The sequence below is a fragment of the Pseudomonas sp. R1-43-08 genome, from assembly GCF_003852255.1.
Taxonomy (GTDB): domain Bacteria; phylum Pseudomonadota; class Gammaproteobacteria; order Pseudomonadales; family Pseudomonadaceae; genus Aquipseudomonas.
The window spans coordinates 672,237-692,271 of the sequence record NZ_CP027734.1 but is presented as its reverse complement, the minus strand read 5'-3'; the positions used below and the strand labels follow the sequence as shown (position 1 = coordinate 692,271).

The following is a 20,035-nucleotide window of genomic DNA, read 5'->3' as shown; positions in this document are numbered from 1 at the left end:
GGGAGGGGGCTTGCTCCCGATGGCGTCAGCCCAGGCAACACAAAACCTAAACCATCCCACCGAGCTTCAGCTCACTCTTCAAATACGCATAATAAATCGGCCCCGCCACCACCCCCGGCAAGCCGAACGCGGCCTCGAACACCAGCATCGCCAACAACAACTCCCACGACTTGGCACTGATCTGCCCGCCGACGATGCGCGCGTTGAGGAAGTACTCGACCTTGTGAATCACGATCAAATACCCCAGCGCCGCCACCGCGACCCAGATCGACAGCGACAACGCGACGATGGTGATCAGGGTGTTGGACATCAGGTTGCCGATTACCGGCAGCAGGCCGAGCAGGAAGGTCAGCACGATCAGGGTTTTGGTCAGCGGCAGGTGAATGCCACACAGCGGCAGCACCACGGCGAGGAACACGGCGGTGAAGGCGGTGTTGAGCGCGGCGATCTTGATCTGGGCGAAGACGATGTTGCGAAACGCCTGGACCAACAGGTGCAGGCGGTCGAACAACGCGGCGGCCAGGGGTTTGCGCTTGGTCAGGTCGGGCACGCGCTGCAGGGCGATGATCGCGCCGAGCACCATGCCGATCAGCAAGGTGACGAACATATGAGCCGCGTCTTTGCCGACCAGTTGCAGTTCGCTCAGGTGTTTGCTCAGCCAGTCGCCGATGGCAACGCGGAATTCGGCGGCGCTGGCGGGCAGATAGGCATCGATGGACGGCGGTAACTGGCCGCGTGCGCGGTCGACCACATGCATGAATTTATCCAGCGAGGCGCCGGGGTTTTCCGCTTCGTGCAGCAGGAAGCTGATCGCGCCGGCGAAGATCAGCGTGAGCACGCTGACGATCAAGGTACCCAGCAAGGCCACCGCCAGCCAGCGCGCACGCCGCCCTTCGATCAGGCGCTGTAGCTGGGGCGTAAGCATGTTGACCAGTTCATAGACCAACAGGCCAGCCAGCAGGCTGGGCAGCAGTTTCAGCGGCAGCACCAGCAGCAACCCGCCGAAAATGATGATGTAGCTGGACAGCAACAACACATGACGCTGAGAAAACGTTGGCATACAGCCTCAAAACGAACGGCGTTAAAGGATGTGCAGGAGCGAGCTTGCTCGCGAAGGTCGCCAACGATAACGCGTTTATTCTGAATAAACGCGGGGGTAATTGAGTTCTTCGCGAGCAAGCTCGCTCCTACAGGGGGGCTGTGTACGAGTGTCGCAGCCTTCTATGGCCTGGGGCTATCAATTCTTCAGGCAAGTACTCATGAAGGTCTTGCGCGCATCACCGGCCAACGCCTTGGTTTTCGCCGACGCGTTGCAATCCTTCATCTTCTGCTGCTGCGGGGTCAGGGTCTTGGCGTCATTGGCCGCCGGGGCCGACAGGCAGGTCTTCATGAAGGCCTTGCGCTCGTCGCCCTTGAGGGTCTTGGTGGAGGCTTCGGCATTGCAGGTGGTCATTTTGTTTTGCTGGGCGGTGGCGGCAAAACCTTGGGAACACAGCAGCAGGCTCATCATGATCAACGGAATACGCAGCATCTTCATGGAGTTTTCTCCCGGTTACCGTGCCGAAGGGCGCGGCCTACAGCGCAGTGTAGTCAAAACTCGTTACAACTTCACCGGCCATGGATATTCCAGTCGCCGCGATGCCAGTACACGGAGTGCTCATGACACATCCGGTTAAATCCGATAAAACTTTTCGCCCTTTGCGCGACTCACAACCTGGAGCGATCACGCCGGCAGAGCGTGGCGTAAAACCGGATTAGCCCCAGGAGATTGAGATGACTGAAGCACACTTGACTGACGTTGCGACCCTGCGCAGCCGCGCCCGCCAGAACGTCGAAAACGGTGCCGTGACCGAAGGCTATAACGCCGACCGCGAAGAAATCATCCGCCTGCTCAACGAAGCGCTGGCCACAGAGCTGGTCTGCGTGTTGCGCTACAAGCGTCATTACTTCATGGCCAGCGGCCTGAAAGCCAGCGTCGCCGCCGACGAGTTCCTGGAGCACGCCACCCAGGAAGCCGAACACGCCGACAAACTCGCCGAACGCATCGTGCAACTGGGCGGCGAGCCGGAGTTCAACCCCGACCTGTTGTCGAAGAATTCCCACGCCCAATACGTGGCGGGCAATTCGCTGAAAGAAATGGTCTACGAAGACCTGGTGGCCGAGCGCATCGCGGTGGACAGCTACCGCGAGATCATTCAGTACATCGGCGATAAAGACCCGACTACCCGTCGCATCTTCGAAGAGATCCTGGCCCAGGAAGAAGAACACGCCGATGACATGGCGGATATTCTGCAGGGTCTGTAACCCGCAACACCGCAATACCCCTGTGGGAGGGGCTTGCTCCCGATAGCATTGTTTCAGTCAAAGATTGATTGGCTGATACACCGCTATCGGGAGCAAGCCCCCTCCCACATTTCGTTATTACTTCACGGTTTTCGGCGCCTTGCCTTCTCGCATCTGTTGCAGCAACGGTGCGCACGCATTCGGCTCGCCGCCACTTGGGGCGACCAGTGCAAGCAACCCGGCAGCCGGGCCGGCGATCACACCCAGGGCGACCATGCCCGCGCCGCGCAGCGCCAGGGGGATGGCTTTCACCCCGGCATTGGGCTTGATGAACGGCCCGTTCACATATAACGGCGAGCGCAGGGAGAACAGACGAAAGCCCTTGGACTCCGGCGTGATGGTCAGGTCCAACTGCTCGGTCGCCATATTCGCTGTGCCATCGACGTAGATGATCGCGTTCTCGGTATCGAACACAAACAAGCGTGTCGTCGCCAAACCGGTCTTGATGCCGAAGTCCGCCGCCGCGCAGTTGATCTTCACTTCCTTGTCGCCAAACAGGCGCCCCACCACGTAGTTGCCCACGTTAAGGCCAGCGATTTCCATCAGGCCACGGCTGATGGCGCCGTCGTTGATCAGCATCTTCAAGTCACCGTTGGCCGTGCCCAGCAGTGCTGCCACGGAGTTGCCGCGCCCGGCAATATCGGCGTCGCCGTTGAGTTCACCAAAGCTGGTTTTCATCGGTTCAAAGGTCGGGAACAGCTGTTTGAGCTTGAAGTTACGCGCCGTGAGTTTCGCGCGGCCTTCCATCGGCGTGGTGCGGCCGTTCAAGCGGATCTGCGCATCGAGTTTGCCGCCGGCCACGCCGAAGCGCAGGGGCTCGAGGCTCAGCTCACCATCATTGAGCACCAGGTGCGTATAGAGGTCGGTGAAAGGCAGGTCGGCGCTGTGCACAATGCGTTTGCCGGTGAATTCCACGTCGGCATCCATCTCGCGCCAGCGCTCGGTGCGGAACTCTTCAACCGGCAAGACTTTGGTGGCCGGTTGTTTGCTTTCGCCGCCACGGGCTTTCTGCTTGGCGTTGGAGTCGGCGCCGATCAAGGGTGCCAGGTCATCCATCAGCAGCTGGTTGGACACCAGCGCGCCGCTGAGCTTGGGCCGTGGCTGGCTCGCAACGTAGGCCAGGTTGCCGTGGATGTCGCTGTTGCCGATCTTGCCGTTGAAGTTTTCATAACGAAATGAAGCGCCGCTGGCTTCGTGCAGCTTGGCGATCAAATGACCGTCGGTTGAGTACGCCGGCGAATCGGGCAATGTCACGCCAGTCAACGGGTAGAGGTTGCCGAGGCTGCTGCCCGACAGCTTCAGGCGCAGGTCGAGGGCGCCGAGGTTGAGCGGGTCGGTCAGGGTGCCGGCCAGGGCGATGCTGGTGTCGGCGATCTGGACCTGGGCCTGCAGCGGGAACGGCTTGGCCGCGTCCTGCAAGGCGAGCAGCCCGCCAATCTTGCCGGTGCCGGCGAGCGTCTGGCCATGGTATTGGCCTTTGACCTTGAGGCCGAACGCATAGTCCTGCGGCGCCGAGCCTTTCTCCAAGGCCTTTTTGGCATCGGCGTCACCGACGATTTCACCGAAAGGAATCGGTTTGCCCAGCGGGTCGATGATCACATCGAGGCGGGTCTTGAGGGTCTGGTCGTCGAGGGTGACGTGGCCCTTGTCGAAGCCGATGGCGCCGATGTCCACCACCCAGCTGGAAGGCTCGGCGTCGGGGTCCTTGGGGTCGAACTTGAAGGTCCAGTTGGCCCGGCCGTCCGCCAGGCGCTGCAGGTCGGCGCTCGGTTCGGTGAGGTCGATACGCGGGATCACCACACGTTGTGCCAGCAAGGCCAATGGCGAAATACGCAACTCGACTTTCTTCAGCGTGACCATCTGCGGCTGCTTGGACCAGTCGGGGTTGCCCAGGCTCAGGTCTTCGGCAATCACATGGGGCCACGGCACCCACGCCCGCCAGCCGCCTTCGTCGGGCTCGCGCTGCCACACCACCGCCAAGTTGCCATTGATGGCGAACGGGCGGTGCAACTCTTCGGAGACCTTGGCATTGAGGGGGGCTTGATGCGGTTCCAGTCGAAGAACACCAGGACCAATACCGCGATGGCAATCAACAGAACGAAGCTGGCGCAGCTCCAAGCGACAATTTTTCGAGTGCGCGTCATTGCACAGGGCTCCTGAATACGACTGGCTGGGCAACAGCCTTTGACACAGCTTATAGGACTACGACTGGCAAAGTGCCTGGGGGTTTAACGCAACGGCCGATTTAGCCGAAAAAACCGATTTTCCTGATCAATCCGACAAGGTTGATCATCAACGACGCACCATTGTTACCCAGGTTCGTGTCGAAAATACCCACCCCGGTGCAAAACCGCGTGCTTGAGAGGCGCGTTCTAGAGCCTCCCGTGGGAACAATCAATTCTGTTGATTATTACCATTGTCTTTATGAACTTTTATATCGACTTATCAAGAGTAGCATTAGCCCTGTACCCACTTTATCGCCCTCCCAAGGAGCAACCCTCATGAAACGCCAAGTCGCTACCGTCCTGTTATCCATCCTGGCTTCCAGTGCCTTTGCCCTGCCAGCTGCCGAACAGGCCACCCCACAGAACAAAGCCCAAGCCGTGCAGTCCAGCCAGACCCTGGCGCGCAGCGGTTCGCAAGAAGACGAAAATCGTGACTACGCCAAAGGCGCCGTCGCTGAAAACGGTTCGGAACAGGCCAACAAACGCGCCTACACCGAAGGCCTGACCGAAGGTGGCAACGACCGCCTGCAAGAAAAAGGTCTGGTAGAAGGCGGTGCTGAACAAGCCAATGATCGTGCCTACACCCAAGGTCTTGCCGAAGGCGGTGCCGACCGTCTGGAAGAACTGCATCAAGCACAGAGCTAAGCCCATGGTGGCCCAGAAAAAAGCCCGGTCTGTCGATCGGGCTTTCGCTTTTATATAGACCGCGTCACGTCTCGCCCCCGCCAAGTTCGACGCCGGCAAAGCGGTTTTGCTAGAGTGCGTCGCTGTACTCGCCGACAAAGCCCATCCGCTCATGCTGCCCCGCGCCGAACAGAAGCAACAGACCCGCCTCGCCTTGATGGACGCTGCCCGCCATCTGATGGAGTGTGGCCGTGGGTTTGGCAGCCTGAGTCTGCGCGAAGTGGCCAAGACAGCGGGTATCGTGCCTACCGGGTTCTATCGCCATTTCGCCGACATGGACGAGCTTGGGCTCGTATTGGTCAGTGAAGTCGGCCAGACCTTCCGCGCCACGATTCGCCTGGTGCGCCACAACGAATTCGTAATGGGCGGGATCATCGATGCGTCTGTGCGGATCTTTCTCGATGTGGTCTCGGCCAACCGTTCCCAATTCCTGTTCCTGGCCCGCGAACAATATGGCGGTTGCCTGGCGGTGCGCCAGGCCATCGGCGCCCTGCGCGAAGACATCACCCGCGACCTGGCGGCCGACCTCACGCTGATGCCCAAGCTGCAACACCTGGATGCCGAAGGTTTGCACGTAATGGCCGACCTCATCGTCAAAAGCGTATTCGCCACCCTGCCCGACATCATCGACCCACCCGCCCACGCGTTGCCTGCCCATCTCACGCCCCAGGCGAAGATCACCCAGCAATTGCGCTTCATCTTTATCGGCCTCAAGCATTGGCAAGGCCTGGGCAGTACCGAGTAATGCCTCAGCCGGCCGTATGAAAGCGCTTGGCCGTGGTGTAGTTCTTGCTCCAATAGGTATTGCTCAACGAATCGATACGCACATTTTTGCCGGTACGCGGTGAATGAATGAATTTGCCTTCGCCGATATACAGCCCGACGTGACTCACCCGCCCCTGCCCGTTGCCTTTGAAAAAGACCGCGTCGCCCGGCTTCAACGCAGTGCGCTTGATGGTCGCGGCGGTGGAACGGTGCATCGCAGCCGTAGTGCGCGGAAGCTGAATATTCGCTTCGGTCTTGAAGAGATAGACCAGGAAACTGCTGCAATCGAACCCTTGCTCGGTAGACGTACCGCCCCACTTGTAGGGTGTGCCGAGCAATTGATGGGCCCGGTCGATCACATCGTCGACCGAGGACGATGCGGGCTTGGAAACAAAGGTGGGCGGCTGTTGAAGAGTGGCCGAGGCTGATGAGATAAGGCACGACAGGCTGACAATGACGGAACAGATAAGTGACTTGAACATGATGAACATCGCAGTGAATTAAACACGGCGCGAATCTTAAACAACCCCCGTGTAACTTCACGAAGGCCGATTCCCGTAGCCTTGTGGGAAAAATCCTTAAAAACGCCACGAAGAATTGGATGAAAGAAGTTTCATGCAACACACGGCCGCTCACCACGCAAAATGCCCTTTTCCGGTGCTAAAACCCGCTTAAGCGCACCAAATTGCAACACAGATGCACTCAGCGAGTGCCCTGCCTTGTGGCGCTCGCGCCCTGCTGACAGGAAATTCCTACGCGCCTGCCGGGTTGGCAAGCCCCTTGCTCTAGCTCCCTTATCGCTCATAGCCGGAAGCTTTCTGATGCTGGTGATCCACCGCCGAATCGCCCCGCAAGCCCTCTGGGCCGCCGAACTGCTGCTGAACTTCGAAGCCCGCAGCAAAAGCCGCCTGCGCTGTTTCAGTGCCGAGGGTGAAGACGTCGGCCTGTTTCTGGAGCGTGGGCAACCGCCGCTGCATGATGGCGAATTCCTACAAGCTGAAGACGGACGCGTCGTACGTGTCTGCGCGCGCCCTGAACAGCTGCTGCATGTCACCTGCCGCAACGCGTTTGAACTGACCCGCGCCGCCTATCACCTTGGCAACCGCCATGTGGCCCTGCAGGTTGGCGATGGCTGGCTGCGCCTGCTCGATGACTATGTGCTCAAGGCCATGCTTGAGCAGCTGGGCGCCGACGTGCACACCATTGAGGCGCCCTTCCAGCCTGAACACGGGGCCTACGGTGGTGGCCATCATCATTCGCGGCATGGCGATGAAGCCTTCAACTACGCGCCCAAGCTGCATCAGTTCGGCGTGCGTCTATGAACCCAGCCTGGGCGCTGTTGCGCCTGGCCAGTCCGCAGTTGCCGATTGGTGGCTACAGCTATTCCCAGGGCCTGGAAATGGCCGTGGACAACGGCCGCGTCAACGATGCCGCCAGCGCGCGGCGCTGGATCAGCGATCAATTGCTGCTCAACCTCGCGCGTTTCGAAGCGCCGTTGCTGCTCGCCCATTGCCGCGCGGCCACAGAACAGGCGTGGCCACGCCTGGCGCAGCTGTGTGAAGAACACCGTGCCAGCCGCGAAACCCGCGAGCTGTATCAGGAGAGCCGGCAGATGGGCTACTCCCTGCAGCAACTGCTCAATGGCTTGCCGGAACTGGACGCCGCCGCCCGCGACTTTCTTGCCCAACACCCTGAACCCCATCTCGCCCTCGGCTGGGCGCTGGCCGCGCGGGCCTGGGCAATCAGCCCCGAAGACGCGCTCGCCGCCTGGCTATGGAGCTGGCTGGAAAATCAACTGGCCGTGCTGATGAAAACCCTGCCCCTGGGCCAGCAAGCCGCGCAGCGCCTGACCAGCGAGCTGCTGCCGCTGTTGCAACAGGCCCAGCAGGAGGCCGACCGCATCGAACCCGATCATCTGGGCAGCGCCGCCTTTGGCCTGTCTTTGGCGTGCATGGCTCATGAACGCCAGTACAGCCGCCTGTTCCGTTCCTGAGACTGTTTTTGGAGAACCTGACATGAACACACAACCCCTGCGCGTCGGCATCGGCGGCCCGGTAGGCTCCGGCAAGACCGCCCTGACCCTGGCCCTGTGCCTGGCGCTGCGCGACCGCTACAACCTGGCGGTGGTCACCAACGACATCTACACCCGCGAAGACGCCGATTTCCTGGTGCGCAACCAGGCCCTGGCGCCGGAGCGCATCATCGGCGTGGAAACCGGCGGCTGCCCGCACACGGCCATCCGCGAAGATGCCTCGATCAACCTGGAGGCGGTGGACCAACTCAACCGGCGTTTTCCCGGCCTGGACCTGATTCTGGTGGAGTCCGGCGGCGACAACCTGTCGGCGACGTTCAGCCCCGAGCTGTCAGACCTGACCATCTATGTGATCGATGTGTCCGCCGGCGACAAACTCCCGCGCAAGGGCGGGCCCGGTATTTGCAAATCCGACCTGCTGGTGATCAACAAGATCGACCTCGCGCCGCTGGTGGGTGCCTCGCTGGAGTTGATGAACAGCGACACCCAACGCATGCGCAATGGCAAACCCTTTGTGTTCAGCAACCAGAAAACCGGCGTCGGCCTGGATGAAATCGTCGCCTTTATCGAACGCCAAGGCCTGCTGACCGCTGCCTGATCCCCCTACGGAGCCTGTGTATGAACCTCAAGAAACTGTTCGCCGCCGCCACGTTGCTGCTGGCCCCCGCCCTCGCGTTTGCTCACCCGGGTCACGGCGACAATGGCCTGGTTGCCGGCATCAGCCACCCGCTGGGCGGTCTCGATCACTTGCTGGCCATGGTTGCGGTCGGGTTGTGGGCGGCGCAGCAAAAAGGCAATGCACGCTGGGCTCTGCCTTGCGCTTTCGTCGGCACCATGTTGATTGGCGGCATGCTGGGGTTTGAAGGCCTGCAATTGCCGGCGCTGGAAAGCGGGATTGCCGCCTCGGTGCTGGCGCTGGGCCTGGCGGTGGCGCTGGTAGTACGGCCGCCGTTGTTCGTGGCGGTGGCGGCGACGGCGTTGTTTGCCCTGTTTCACGGCGTGGCCCATGGCTTGGAACTGCCGGACATGTCCAGCCCCTGGGCGTATGCGGCGGGGTTTGTCGGCGCAACTGCGGCGCTGCACGCGGCGGGCTATGCGGTGGTACGTTTGCTGCCAGCGGCGGCGGCACCGTTGGTGCGGGTGGCCGGGGCTGCGTCGGCGGCGACTGGGGTCTGGTTGTTGGCGGGCTGATAGATCGTTCCCACGCTCCGCGTGGGAATGCAGCCGGGGACGCTCCGCGTTCCTACGCATGACGCGGAGCGTCATGAAAAGCATTCCCACGCAGAGCGTGGGAACGATCAGCCTGATACCATGCGCGCCACACCCCTGCCGTGACGACGCCAGCCGATGCCCCAACCTCTTTTGAACTCCGTGCTCACGCACTTCCACAACCTGATCGTGCCGCTCTGGCAGGGCCCGGGCTGGAATGCCGACCTGGCGCTGCCGTACGAGGCACTGGACGCCGATCACCAGCCGTTACCCCCACAACGCTACCGCGCCATGGCCTGCGCCCGGCAGTTGTACCTGTTCGCCAGCCTGATCGGCGAACCCGGTGCAGCCTTTGCCGAGGAACGCGCCGCCACACTGTTCCGCTCCTTGCAACGACACTTCCACGACGCCGAACACGGCGGCTGGTTCTACAGCATCGACCCGGCCGGGCAGCCGCTGGATAAACGCAAAGACCTCTACACCCACGCCTTCATCATCTTTGCCTGCGCCCATTATTGGGCCAAGGTGCGTGAACCGTTGGTGGAATCGGTGCTCAATGCCGCGCTTGCCGTGGTCGCCGAACGCTTCGCCAGCGGCGACGGCCTCTACGAAGCGGTGCTCGAGCGCAACTGGTCAAGCCTCAAGTCGGGCCCCTTGCAGAACCCGCTGATGCACCTGGCCGAAGGCTTTCTCGCCACACTGGCGGTGCGTGACGATCCCCTCACGCGTGACGCATTGCTGGACTTGGCCGGCGCCCTGCAAAAGCGCTTTATCGACCGCCAGCACGGCGTAATGATGGAAAAACCCCTGGGCGCTGTGGATAACTGGTTCGAGCCAGGGCATCAGTTCGAGTGGTTCTTTTTGCTCGAGTCGTCGCAGGTGCTGCGCGGTACAGCGCTGCATGCCTCACTGACGCGAGCGTTTGCGTATGCCGAGCAAAAGGGTGTGGATAAGTTAAGCGGTGCGGTCAGCGGCATGCTGTCTGTGGATGGCACGGTGCGCGACGGCACCCAGCGTATCTGGGCGCAGGCTGAATACCTGCGGGCGTTGACCCTGAGACCTGACAGCGAGGCAGTGCTGCAGCGTCAATTGCTGGCGCTGCAAGAGCATTTCCTGCATGGGAAGGGTTGGCATGAATGCCTGGATGCCGACGGTCAGGTGAGCCGCCGGGATATGCCTTCTACCACACCTTATCATTTGGCGACTTGCTATCAGGGTCTGACCCAGCATTTGGGCTGACCTTCAGGCCTCATCGGGAGCAAGCCCCCTCCCACACTTTGATTTGTGAATGCATTCAAATGTGGGAGGGGGCTTGCTCCCGATGGCCTCACCTCGGTCTAACTGACTTCACGCAATCCACTTGCGATCCCCCGTAAAACTGATCGTCAGCCAGCGAGCCGCATCCGGCGTGCCGAGCCCAGTGGATATCTCTTCGCGCAGCCGGTCGAGGGTCGCGACGTTATCCACCGGGTAATCCGCCGGCAACACCACATGAATTTCGATGAACCGCGCCCGCCCGTGCTTTTGCACATAGGACACGTAGTCGTCGAAGCCATGCCTGGCCTTGGCCGCGTCCATCACTTCACGCACGGTGTCGTCCAGGTGATCCGGGGCGATCCCCAGCACCTCACGCAACGCCGGGCGCAGGATCTTGAACGCCGGTGCCAGCATGCTCAGGGCCAACAGGATCAGGATCAGCGGGTCGACATACACCGCCCATTCGCCATACCCCTGGGACTTGAGCAGCAGTGCCGCCAGAAAGCTGATCAACAGGCCTACCGACAGCATCGCATCCACCAGCCAACTGATGTTGTCGAACTGGATCAGCGAGGATTTCAGCGTGCGATTGCGGTAGCGCACATAGAAGAAGTAGGCGAACTCCACCACGGTAAACACCGCCGCATAAATGATCACCAGCCCCAACTCGATCTCGCGCCCGCCGTTGATGATGCCGAACACGCCGTTGAGAAACGCATAGATGGCGATCAACAGCAGAAAGCTGCCTTCGATCAACAGCACCATAGGCTCCAGGTGCCAGTAACCGAACTGGAACCGCTCGTTGCTTTTCTTGGCGATCAGCTTGGCCGTGATCAGCATCAACACCTTGATGGCGGTGGCGATCAGCGAGAAAAAGCCGTCGAACAGAATGGATTGGGCGCCGGATATCACACCCGTGACAATCCCGGCGATCGCAACTGCGAACATCAGGATGGTCGATTGTTTGAGCAGTGCCTGCTCACCTCGGTTACTCACATTTCCTCCCGTCAAAACCTTTAAACCGCACAGTGCGGAGGGTTTTCAGGAGCGGAGTGTACCTTTGATCGTTCCCACGCTCTGCGTGGGAATGCATGGTGTGACGCTCTGCGTCACCAGCAAAGCGCGACGCAGAGCGTCCCCGGCGGTATTCCCACGCGGAGCGTGGGAACAATCAGTTGAGCCTTACTTGGCCCCACGCTCAATCGCAAACCCAGCCCAGGTCTGGCTCACCGGCATCAGCTCCAAGCGGTTGATATTCACGTGCGCCGGCGTATTCAGCACCCAGAAGATCGTGTCGGCAATATCCTGCGGCTGGATCGGCTCGGCGCCCGCGTAGGTCGCGTCATAACGCGCCTGATCACCGCCGAAACGCACCAGGGAAAATTCGCTCTCGCACAAGCCCGGCTCGATGTTGGTCACCCGCACACCGGTGCCTTGCAGATCGCAGCGCAGGTTCAGCGAGAACTGCTTCACGAACGCCTTGGACCCGCCATACACATGGCTGCCCGGATAAGGGTAGTTACCGGCGATGGAACCCAGGTTGATGATCCCGGCGCCACGGCCATGGGCGATCAGGCGCGGCAGCAGCAGGTTGGTGGTGGTCAGCAGCCCTTTGATATTGGTGTCGACCATGGTTTCCCAATCGTCGAGGTTGCACTTGGGCGCAGGGTCGGTGCCCACGGCCAGGCCGGCGTTGTTGATCAGCCCGCGCAACGTGGCGAACGAGGGCGGCAGGTTGGCAATGGCGTCTTCCATGCCTTTGCGATCCCGCACGTCCACCACCAGGCCATGCACTTCGGTCTGCTTGGAGAGCTCTTCGACCAGCGCATTCAAGCGCTCGGCACGCCGGCCGGTGAGCACCAGTTTCCAGCCGGCGTCGGCAAAACGGCGGGCACAGGCTTCACCGAAACCTGAAGTGGCGCCAGTAATAAACAGCGTGTCGGACATGGTGGTCTCCTTGCGGGCAACGGGAAAAGTTGCCAGCAGAATGCCCTTACGCTGCCCTCGCGGCAACCGCTACGCGCGCATCTTCCTACTCGCCTGATCACTTTTTAACCACGCCGGGCAGAGCTATGCAGATCAGGGCCTGCAGCCACATACGCGCAGGTTATCCACAACTGCGCCCACAGTCTTTGGGGGCAAGTGCAAATCGCCTTGAGCCGCGTGATACAAGGCCTGCAGGAGCTTTTAGAAAGTTTTTTGCTTGACCTGGAAAGAGGCGTATGTAGGCGTTTTCCCCGGTGAACATCTAGACGATGGCTCCAGGCCAGTCATTCCGGCCTCTGCGGCAGTCTTTCCAGAGTTTAGTCACAGACTTATCCACAGGCAGGAGTGACATGCAACGGTCATATACCTGTGTCTTTAAACAGGTTGACAAACCCCTCGAAGGGTCGCGAAAAAGTGGCTGATCAAATACTAACCACACCGCTGCAAGCCACGGTTTCAGAGGCCTGCAGCCAGCTACTCCCACCTTACCCACAGCCGGTTCCACAGCGGATGGGGACAAGTCAAAACTGTGACAAAACAGGGATTTGCGGCGGCTATATGTCGCGCTTTGGAGGGGAGCTGAATTTGTTTTCCACAATTTGGCGCAGGCCTTGTGGATCACACAAAACAATGTGGGAGGGGGCTTGCTCCCGATAGCGTTTTGTCAGTCAGCACATCTGAAACTGACACTCCGCTATCGGGAGCAAGCCCCCTCCCAGAGGATACCGCGCAGTCAGTGCCCGCCCAGGTAGGCGTTGCGCACTTCCTCATTCACCAGCAGTTCCTTGCCCGTACCGGTCAGGCGAATCTCGCCGTTGACCATTACATAGGCGCGGTCCGACAAGCGCAGGGCGTGGTTGGCGTTCTGCTCCACCAGGAAGATGGTCATCCCGGTGGAGGCCAGCTCGCGCAGGGTGGAAAAGATCTGCTTCACCACGATCGGCGCCAGGCCCAGGCTTGGCTCATCGAGCAGCAACAGCTTGGGCCGGCTCATCAGCGCGCGGGCGATGGCGAGCATTTGCTGCTCGCCACCAGACATGGTCATTGCGCGCTGGTTACGCCGCTCCTTGAGCCGTGGAAACAGCTCGAACATGCGCTGCATGTCTTCCTGCGCGAACTTGTCGCCAATGGGGATGGTGCCCATCAGCAGGTTTTCCTCGACGGTCATGTCGGGGAATACCCGCCGCCCTTCCGGCGATTGCGCGATGCCGTTGGAGGCGATGTAGTGGGACGACTTGTGGGTAATGTCCACGCCGTTGTAGAGAATCTGCCCCGACTCGGCCCGTGGCTGGCCGAAGATCGACATCAGCAGCGTGGATTTGCCCGCGCCATTGGAGCCGATCAGGCTGACGGTTTCGCCCTCGTTGATGTGCAGCGAGACTTTTTTCAGGGCCTGGATCGGGCCGTAGAACACGTCCAGGTCCTTCATTTCGAGGATAGGCCCGTTCATACGAGTTCCTCTTCGTCTGCGCCCAGGTAGGCGGCGATCACTTTCGGGTCGTTGCGGATCGCGTCCGGCCCGCCTTCGGCGATCACGTTGCCGTGGTCCAGCACCACGATGTGGTCGGAAATACTCATCACCATGCCCATGTCGTGTTCGATCAGCACCACTGTGAGGTCGTGTTCGTCGCGCAGCAGGCGAATCATCGCGCTGAGGGCTTCGGTTTCCTGAGGGTTGAGGCCCGCTGCCGGTTCATCCAGGCAGATGATCTGCGGCCGCGTGCACATCGCGCGGGCGATTTCCAGGCGGCGCTGCTGGCCGTAGGAAAGCTCGCCGGCGAGGCGGTTGGCGCAGTCCACCAGGTCGACCACTTCCAGCCAGTAGAAGGCGTGGTCGAGGGCATCGCTTTCAGCTTTGCGGTAGCCCTTGGTGTTGAGGATACCGGCGAGCATGTTGCGGTTGACCCACATGTGCTGGGCCACCAGCAGGTTTTCCAGCACCGACATTTCCTTGAACAGGCGAATGTTCTGGAAGGTCCGCGCCAGGCCCGCGCGGTTCACCAAATGGGTGCCGCCGAACATCTTGTAGTACACCCGGCTGAAAAAGCTTTTCGGCGAGACGAAATCGGTGGCCTGGAAGCGCTCACCCAATAACTGGATCACATTGGTCTGCTTGCCACGCACGTTGAGTTCGATCTTGCCGCCACTGGCCTTGTAGAAACCGGTGAGGCAGTTGAACACGGTGGTCTTGCCTGCGCCGTTGGGGCCGATCAGGGCAAAGATCGAGTTGCGCTTTACCTTGAGGCTCACGTCGCTCAAGGCCTTGATGCCACCGAAGTGCATCATCAGGTGTTCAACGGAAAGGACGACTTCCTTGCTCATGGCGCCACTCCTTTACGTGGTGTCACACCGGTACGGCTGATGCGGATCAAGCCGCGCGGTCGCCAGATCATCATCACCACCATCAGCACGCCAAACAGCAGCACGCGGTATTCAGAGAAGCTGCGCAGCAGTTCCGGGGCAACGGTCAACACGAACGCCGCGATCACCACACCGACCGTCGAGCCCATGCCGCCCAAGACCACGATGGCCAGGATCAGCGCCGACTCGAAGAAGGTAAACGACGACGGGTTGACGAAGCCCTGGTAGCTGGCAAAGAACACCCCGGCCAAACCGGCCGTGGAGGCACCGATGGTGAACGCCGAGAGCTTGACCAGTACGTGGTTCAGGCCCATCGAGCGACAGGCGATTTCATCTTCGCGCAGGGCTTCCCAGGCACGCCCGACCGGCATGCGGGTCAGGCGATGCTTGATGTACAGCACGGCCAGCACCACCAGGAACAGCACGATGTAGATGAACATGAACTTGATATTGGGGTTGTAATCAATGCCGAAGAACTCGTGGAACGGGATGCCGCCGTCCTTGGCACGCTTGCCGAACTCCAGGCCGAGGAAGGTCGGCGAAGGCACCGGCATGCCGTTCGGGCCACCGGTGAACGACAGCCAGTTGTTGAGCACCAGGCGAATGATTTCACCGAAGCCCAGGGTCACGATGGCCAGGTAGTCACCATGCATTCGCAATACCGGAAAGCCGAGTATGCACCCCGCCAACGCCGCCGCGATGGCGGCCAGCGGCAGCACCGTCCAGAAACCCAGGCCGAGGTATTGGTAACCCAGCGCCAGGCCGTAGGCGCCGATGGCGTAGAACGCCACATAACCCAGGTCGAGCAGACCGGCCAGGCCCACCACGATGTTCAGGCCCAGGCCGAGCAATACGTAGATCAGCCCGAGGATCACCACGGTCAGCAGGTACTTGTTGGCAAAGATCGGAAACACGATGGCGATCACGATCAACGCCGGAATGATCCAGCGCAGCCGCGACTTGTAGTCCGGCGCCAGCACGTGCACGCCGGAGCCGCTGCTTTCGAAACCCTGCAGGATCTTCACGCCCTTGGGGGTTTGCAGGAACAGGCTGAGGGCAAAGCGCCCGGCCATCACAATGGCGACCAACGTGGCCACGCGCGCCGGTTCCAGGTTGAAGCTGTAGCCGTCGAGCACCACGCCGACGATCGGGCCGAACACGATCAGCGAAATCAGCCCGGCGAGGACCGTATCGACCACACTTTTCTTGATATCGATAGATTTGGCAGCAGACATGTTTACACCTTCGCCACAAGTGGGCGACCAAGCAGGCCCTGGGGACGGAAAATCAGAATCACCACCAGCAGGGAGAAACTGAACACGTCTTTGTAGTCGGAGTTGATCAACCCCGAGAACAGCGACTCGGAGATACCGAGGATGATCCCGCCCAGCATCGCCCCAGGCAGGGAGCCGATGCCGCCGAGTACCGCTGCGGTAAACGCCTTGATGCCGATGATGAAGCCGGCATAGAAGTCGAAGGTGCCGTAATTGAGGGTGATCAGCACGCCGGCCAGCGCGGCCATGGCGGCGCCGATGACGAATACGTAGGAGATCACGCGGTCGGTGTTGATGCCCAGGATCGAGGCCATCTTGCGGTCTTGCTGAGTGGCGCGGCACATGCGGCCGAGCTTGGTGTATTTGATGATGTAGGTGAGCAGCGCCATGCCGGCGAATGCCGCCACGAGGATGAACACTTTGGTGTAGGTGAGTTGCACGAACCCGGTGCCGATATCGACGCGCCAGGCGCCGGCCAGCAGGGTGGGAATGCCTTGTTGCTTGGCGCCTTGGGCGATCTGCGCGTAGTTCTGCAGGATCAGCGAGATACCGATGGCGCTGATCAGCGGAGCCAGTCGGGTGGAGTTGCGCAGCGGTTTGTAGGCGACACGTTCGATGACCCAACCGTACACGCCGGTGACGACGACGGTGAAGACCAAAGTGCCGAGGATGAGCAGCGGGAAGGATTCGATGCCGAAGTAAGCCAGCAGTGCCAGACTGATCGCCGCGAGGTAAGCGGAAATCATATAAACCTCGCCGTGGGCGAAGTTGATCATGCCAATGATGCCATAGACCATTGTGTAGCCGATGGCGATCAGGCCATAGACCGACCCGAGGGTCAGGCCGTTGACCAGTTGCTGCAGGAAAATACCATCCATAACGCAATCTCACGCGGTGAGCACCTGCACACCGGTGGGTGTGCGGCGCTTCTGGAGGAAAAGACAGATCTTGATAACAGCACGGTCTCCTGTGGGAGGGGGCTTGCTCCCGATTGCGGTGTGCCAGTCAATAGATTTGAACCTGATCCACCGCTATCGGGAGCAAGCCCCCTCCCACATTGGGACTGTGGTGCAGAGCCTTACTTCTGCTTTTCCAGCTGGTGGTATTTACCGTCTTTGTCCCACTGGTAAACCACATAGTCGGAGATTTTCAGGTCGCCCTTGGTATCCCAGGCCTTTTCGCCCATGACGGTTTTAACCGGGTGAGCCTTCAGCCACTTGGCCGCGTCCTCGCCCTTGTTCGACTTGGCGCCGTTGAAGCCGGCGGCCAGGGCCTGGATCGAGGCGTAGGCGTACAGGGTGTAGCCTTCGGGTTCGGTGCCGTTTTTACGGAACTGCTCGACCACCGCCTTGCTGTCCGGCAGCAGGCGCGGGTCGGCGCCGAAGGTCATGTAGACGCCGTCCACGTACTGCGCACCACCGGCGGTCGCCACCAGTTCGTCGGTCACTATGCCGTCATCGGACATGAACTTGACGTCTTTCAAACCAGCTTCACGAATCTGGCGAACCAGCGGGCCGGCTTCCGGGTGCAGGCCGCCGAAGTACACGACGTCGGCGCCCAGGGAGCGGATCTTGGTGACCAGCGCGCTGAAGTCTTTCTCGCCACGGGTCAGGCCTTCTTCCAGCACCGGCTTCACGCCGCGCTTGGTCAACTGGGCAGCGGTGGCGTCGGCCAGGCCCTTGCCGTAGGTGTCCTTGTCGTTGATGACCGCGACTTTCTTGCCCTTGAGCACGTCGACGATGTAGTCGCCGGCGACGATGCCTTGCTGGTCGTCACGCCCGCACATGCGGAACATGGCGCCCAGGCCGCGCTCGGTCACCTGGGGGTTGGTGGAGCCTGGGGTGATTGCAATGATGCCCGCTTCGTCATACACCTCGGAGGCCGGGATGGTGTTGGAGGAGCAGAAGTGCCCGACCACGCCGATCACTTTGTCCTGGTCGGCCAGGCGGTTGGCCACGGCCACCGCTTGTTTCGGCTCGCAGGCGTCATCGCCGGCCACCAGCACGATCTTCTCGCCGTTGACGCCACCCGCCTTGTTGACCTCATCGGCTGCCGCCTGGGCACCCTTCATGTACTGCTCACCGAAAGCGGCGTTGGCACCCGTCATCGGGCCTGCCACGCCAATTTTCACATCAGCTTGAACAAACGTAGAAACACCCAGCGCCGCTGCAACGGCGAGGGCCAGAAAACCTTTCTTGTAAAACGTCTGGGACATGAGTGGTGCTCCGATATTTTTGATTTTTGGCACGACAACTTGCATTCAAACTTTTCACTGAAAGCTCAGAGCAAGCCGCGTGCCATTACTTTTTTATTCTTCAAAAAGACACGGTGTCATTGTTATTGCTGGCGTTTCGAGTCCTTTCGCCAGGACGTGCAACCGTCTAGCCCCGACAGGTGCAACCGGCAAGCAAAAAAAGTACAACCCCGAACGGTGGCACCTGCAACCGGAGGGATAAACGACCGCTCCGCTAGTTGTAACCAGGTGCGTAACGGAACTGCACATTTACAGTGCGCGATTGCTACGACTTGCACCAATACAGATGGGTAGCCGGCTAAGAAAATGCCGGCTTCCGCGCGCTATTTCGCGGATCAGATCACGATCCGCAGGCATTGCCCCGCGTGATACAGCGAGAATCCCGCTTCATACAGGCAACTGCGCAGGCCTGCGCCCGCCAGCGGCTGCATCGGTGTAAAGGGAATCGGCAGCGCCTGGGGATTCTGGTGACACAAATAGTCGGCAAACGCTTTACCGACCACGCTGCCGGTGGTCACTCCCCGCCCGTTATAGCCGGTGACCGCCACCAGCCCCGGCGCCGGCTCGAACAAACGCATCAGGTGATCGGGCGTAAAGGCGATGCAGCCGGTCCAGGTGTATTCCCACTGCACCGATTTGAGATACGGGAAGTAGTGCTGCTGCACCCGATCGGCCCACGCCTTGAGGAACCAGGCCGGTTTCTGGTTGCCGTTGCCCAGGCTACCGAGCAACAGGCGGCCATCGGCATCGCGGCGGATGCTGCTCAGCACCTGGCGCGTATCCCATGAACCCTGGCCACCCGGCAGGATGCGTGTGGCGGCGTCATCGGTGAGCGGTGCCGACGCAACCTGATAGTAATAACCTGGGAAGAAATTGCGGCGCAGCTCGGTCCATTCGCCTTCGGTGTAGGCATTGGAAGCGATCACCACCTGTGCGGCCCGCACCGCGCCATGGGCGGTCTGCACCAGCCAGTCTGCGCCCTGGCGCTCAAGCTGGGTAACCGGGGAATGATCGAATAACTGCCCGCCCAACCCGACTGCCGCATTCGCCAGGCCGCAGGTGTAGGCCATCGGGTTCAGGGTACCGGCGCGTCGGTCCAGCAACGCGGCGGCGATTTTCGTGGTGCCGGTGGCCTGCTCGCACGCCTGCCCGGTCAGCAACTCGACCGGCGCACCGCGGCGCTTCCATTGCGCTTCGCGGCTGCGCAAGTCCGCCTCGCCACGAGCGTTGTGTGCCATGTGCAAGGTGCCCTCGCGGCGCAGTTGGCAATCGATGGCGTATTTGTCGATCAGGCCGAACACCAGCGACGGCGCGGCGCCCAACATGCGGTTGAGCTGACTGCCCACGGCTTCGCCGAAACCGGCTTCGATCTCATCCGGCGGGATCCACATGCCGGCGTTGACCAGCCCGACGTTGCGCCCCGAACCGCCATGGCCGGTGCGGTGAGCCTCCAGCACCGCGACGCTTTTACCCTGTTCCAGCAAGTGAATGGCCGCCGACAAACCGGTGATGCCGGCACCGATCACGCACACATCCACCTTGATTTCGCCTTTGAGCGCAGCGCGATCCGGCCGGCTCGGGGTGAGGTGTTCCCACAAACATGTTTCGCGTAAAGGCATTGCCAGACTCCGGGATGGACCCACCA

Annotated in this window: 19 protein-coding genes and 1 pseudogene; 8 read left to right on the top strand and 12 right to left on the bottom strand. The window is 60.8% G+C overall.

Going from position 1 to position 20,035, the window contains the following annotated elements; all coding sequences use genetic code 11:
* Positions 1-46 precede the first annotated feature (46 nt).
* Positions 47-1,060: an AI-2E family transporter gene (locus tag C4J87_RS02910; protein WP_124361062.1), complete on the bottom strand. Its 1,014-nt coding sequence runs from the start codon at positions 1,058-1,060 to the stop codon at positions 47-49.
* A gap of 177 nt (positions 1,061-1,237) precedes the next feature.
* The gene (locus C4J87_RS02905) at positions 1,238-1,537 is read right to left on the bottom strand and encodes a PsiF family protein (protein ID WP_124361061.1); all 300 of its coding nucleotides are present in this window, start codon (positions 1,535-1,537) and stop codon (positions 1,238-1,240) included.
* A 236-nt stretch (positions 1,538-1,773) separates the two neighbouring features.
* Here C4J87_RS02905 and C4J87_RS02900 point away from each other — a divergent pair, with 236 nt between their 5' ends.
* Positions 1,774-2,304, top strand: a complete 531-nt coding sequence (locus C4J87_RS02900) for a bacterioferritin (RefSeq protein WP_124365656.1) — start codon at positions 1,774-1,776, stop codon at positions 2,302-2,304.
* Positions 2,305-2,421: 117 nt separating this feature from the next.
* Here the strand turns inward: C4J87_RS02900 and C4J87_RS02895 are convergent.
* Positions 2,422-4,487: pseudogene (locus tag C4J87_RS02895) on the bottom strand (AsmA family protein).
* Positions 4,488-4,844: 357 nt separating this feature from the next.
* Here C4J87_RS02895 and C4J87_RS02890 point away from each other — a divergent pair.
* Together C4J87_RS02890 and C4J87_RS02885 are read left to right on the top strand one after the other, a co-directional pair.
* Entirely contained in the window at positions 4,845-5,213 is a 369-nt protein-coding gene (locus tag C4J87_RS02890) for a hypothetical protein (RefSeq protein WP_124365655.1), read from the top strand.
* Positions 5,214-5,364: 151 nt separating this feature from the next.
* Complete coding sequence (locus C4J87_RS02885; protein ID WP_057702615.1) at positions 5,365-5,997, top strand: TetR family transcriptional regulator; 633 nt, start codon at positions 5,365-5,367, stop codon at positions 5,995-5,997.
* A 4-nt stretch (positions 5,998-6,001) separates the two neighbouring features.
* On the opposite strand, the gene C4J87_RS02880 is transcribed toward C4J87_RS02885, so the two are convergent.
* Positions 6,002-6,499, bottom strand: a complete 498-nt coding sequence (locus tag C4J87_RS02880; protein ID WP_124361056.1) for a C40 family peptidase — start codon at positions 6,497-6,499, stop codon at positions 6,002-6,004.
* 339 nt (positions 6,500-6,838) lie between these two features.
* Here C4J87_RS02880 and ureE point away from each other — a divergent pair, with 339 nt between their 5' ends.
* The 5 genes from ureE (at position 6,839) to C4J87_RS02855 (ending at position 10,497) form a co-directional block, all read left to right on the top strand.
* Entirely contained in the window at positions 6,839-7,339 is a 501-nt protein-coding gene (gene ureE / locus C4J87_RS02875; protein ID WP_124365654.1) for an urease accessory protein UreE, read from the top strand.
* Positions 7,336-8,010 (top strand): urease accessory protein UreF, encoded by a 675-nt coding sequence (locus tag C4J87_RS02870; RefSeq protein ID WP_124365653.1) that lies wholly within the window; start codon positions 7,336-7,338, stop codon positions 8,008-8,010. Before ureE ends, C4J87_RS02870 begins: the two co-directional genes overlap by 4 nt.
* Positions 8,011-8,032: 22 nt before the next feature.
* A complete protein-coding gene (gene ureG, locus C4J87_RS02865; protein WP_017849719.1) occupies positions 8,033-8,647 on the top strand; it encodes an urease accessory protein UreG in 615 nt (204 codons plus the stop codon).
* Positions 8,648-8,667: 20 nt separating this feature from the next.
* Positions 8,668-9,240, top strand: a complete 573-nt coding sequence (locus C4J87_RS02860; protein WP_124365652.1) for a HupE/UreJ family protein — start codon at positions 8,668-8,670, stop codon at positions 9,238-9,240.
* Positions 9,241-9,396: 156 nt separating this feature from the next.
* Positions 9,397-10,497, top strand: coding sequence for an AGE family epimerase/isomerase (locus tag C4J87_RS02855; RefSeq protein ID WP_124365651.1), 1,101 nt, complete (start codon positions 9,397-9,399; stop codon positions 10,495-10,497).
* Between the two features lie 108 nt (positions 10,498-10,605).
* On the opposite strand, the gene C4J87_RS02850 is transcribed toward C4J87_RS02855, so the two are convergent.
* The 8 genes from C4J87_RS02850 to C4J87_RS02810 form a co-directional block, all read right to left on the bottom strand.
* Positions 10,606-11,511 (bottom strand): cation diffusion facilitator family transporter, encoded by a 906-nt coding sequence (locus tag C4J87_RS02850; RefSeq protein ID WP_124365650.1) that lies wholly within the window; start codon positions 11,509-11,511, stop codon positions 10,606-10,608.
* Positions 11,512-11,697: 186 nt separating this feature from the next.
* Positions 11,698-12,462: an SDR family oxidoreductase gene (locus tag C4J87_RS02845; protein ID WP_124365649.1), complete on the bottom strand. Its 765-nt coding sequence runs from the start codon at positions 12,460-12,462 to the stop codon at positions 11,698-11,700.
* A 772-nt stretch (positions 12,463-13,234) separates the two neighbouring features.
* Positions 13,235-13,951: an ABC transporter ATP-binding protein gene (locus tag C4J87_RS02835; RefSeq protein WP_124365647.1), complete on the bottom strand. Its 717-nt coding sequence runs from the start codon at positions 13,949-13,951 to the stop codon at positions 13,235-13,237.
* On the bottom strand, positions 13,948-14,823 hold the full coding sequence (locus C4J87_RS02830; protein WP_124361048.1) for an ABC transporter ATP-binding protein: 876 nt from the start codon (positions 14,821-14,823) through the stop codon (positions 13,948-13,950). Before C4J87_RS02830 ends, C4J87_RS02835 begins: the two co-directional genes overlap by 4 nt.
* Complete coding sequence (gene livM / locus C4J87_RS02825) at positions 14,820-16,097, bottom strand: high-affinity branched-chain amino acid ABC transporter permease LivM (RefSeq protein WP_124365646.1); 1,278 nt, start codon at positions 16,095-16,097, stop codon at positions 14,820-14,822. Before livM ends, C4J87_RS02830 begins: the two co-directional genes overlap by 4 nt.
* A gap of 2 nt (positions 16,098-16,099) precedes the next feature.
* Positions 16,100-17,014: a branched-chain amino acid ABC transporter permease gene (locus C4J87_RS02820; RefSeq protein ID WP_048727385.1), complete on the bottom strand. Its 915-nt coding sequence runs from the start codon at positions 17,012-17,014 to the stop codon at positions 16,100-16,102.
* A 200-nt stretch (positions 17,015-17,214) separates the two neighbouring features.
* The gene (locus tag C4J87_RS02815) at positions 17,215-18,351 is read right to left on the bottom strand and encodes a branched-chain amino acid ABC transporter substrate-binding protein (RefSeq protein WP_124361046.1); all 1,137 of its coding nucleotides are present in this window, start codon (positions 18,349-18,351) and stop codon (positions 17,215-17,217) included.
* Between the two features lie 374 nt (positions 18,352-18,725).
* Positions 18,726-20,009, bottom strand: a complete 1,284-nt coding sequence (locus C4J87_RS02810; RefSeq protein WP_124365645.1) for an FAD-binding oxidoreductase — start codon at positions 20,007-20,009, stop codon at positions 18,726-18,728.
* Positions 20,010-20,035: the final 26 nt, after the last annotated feature.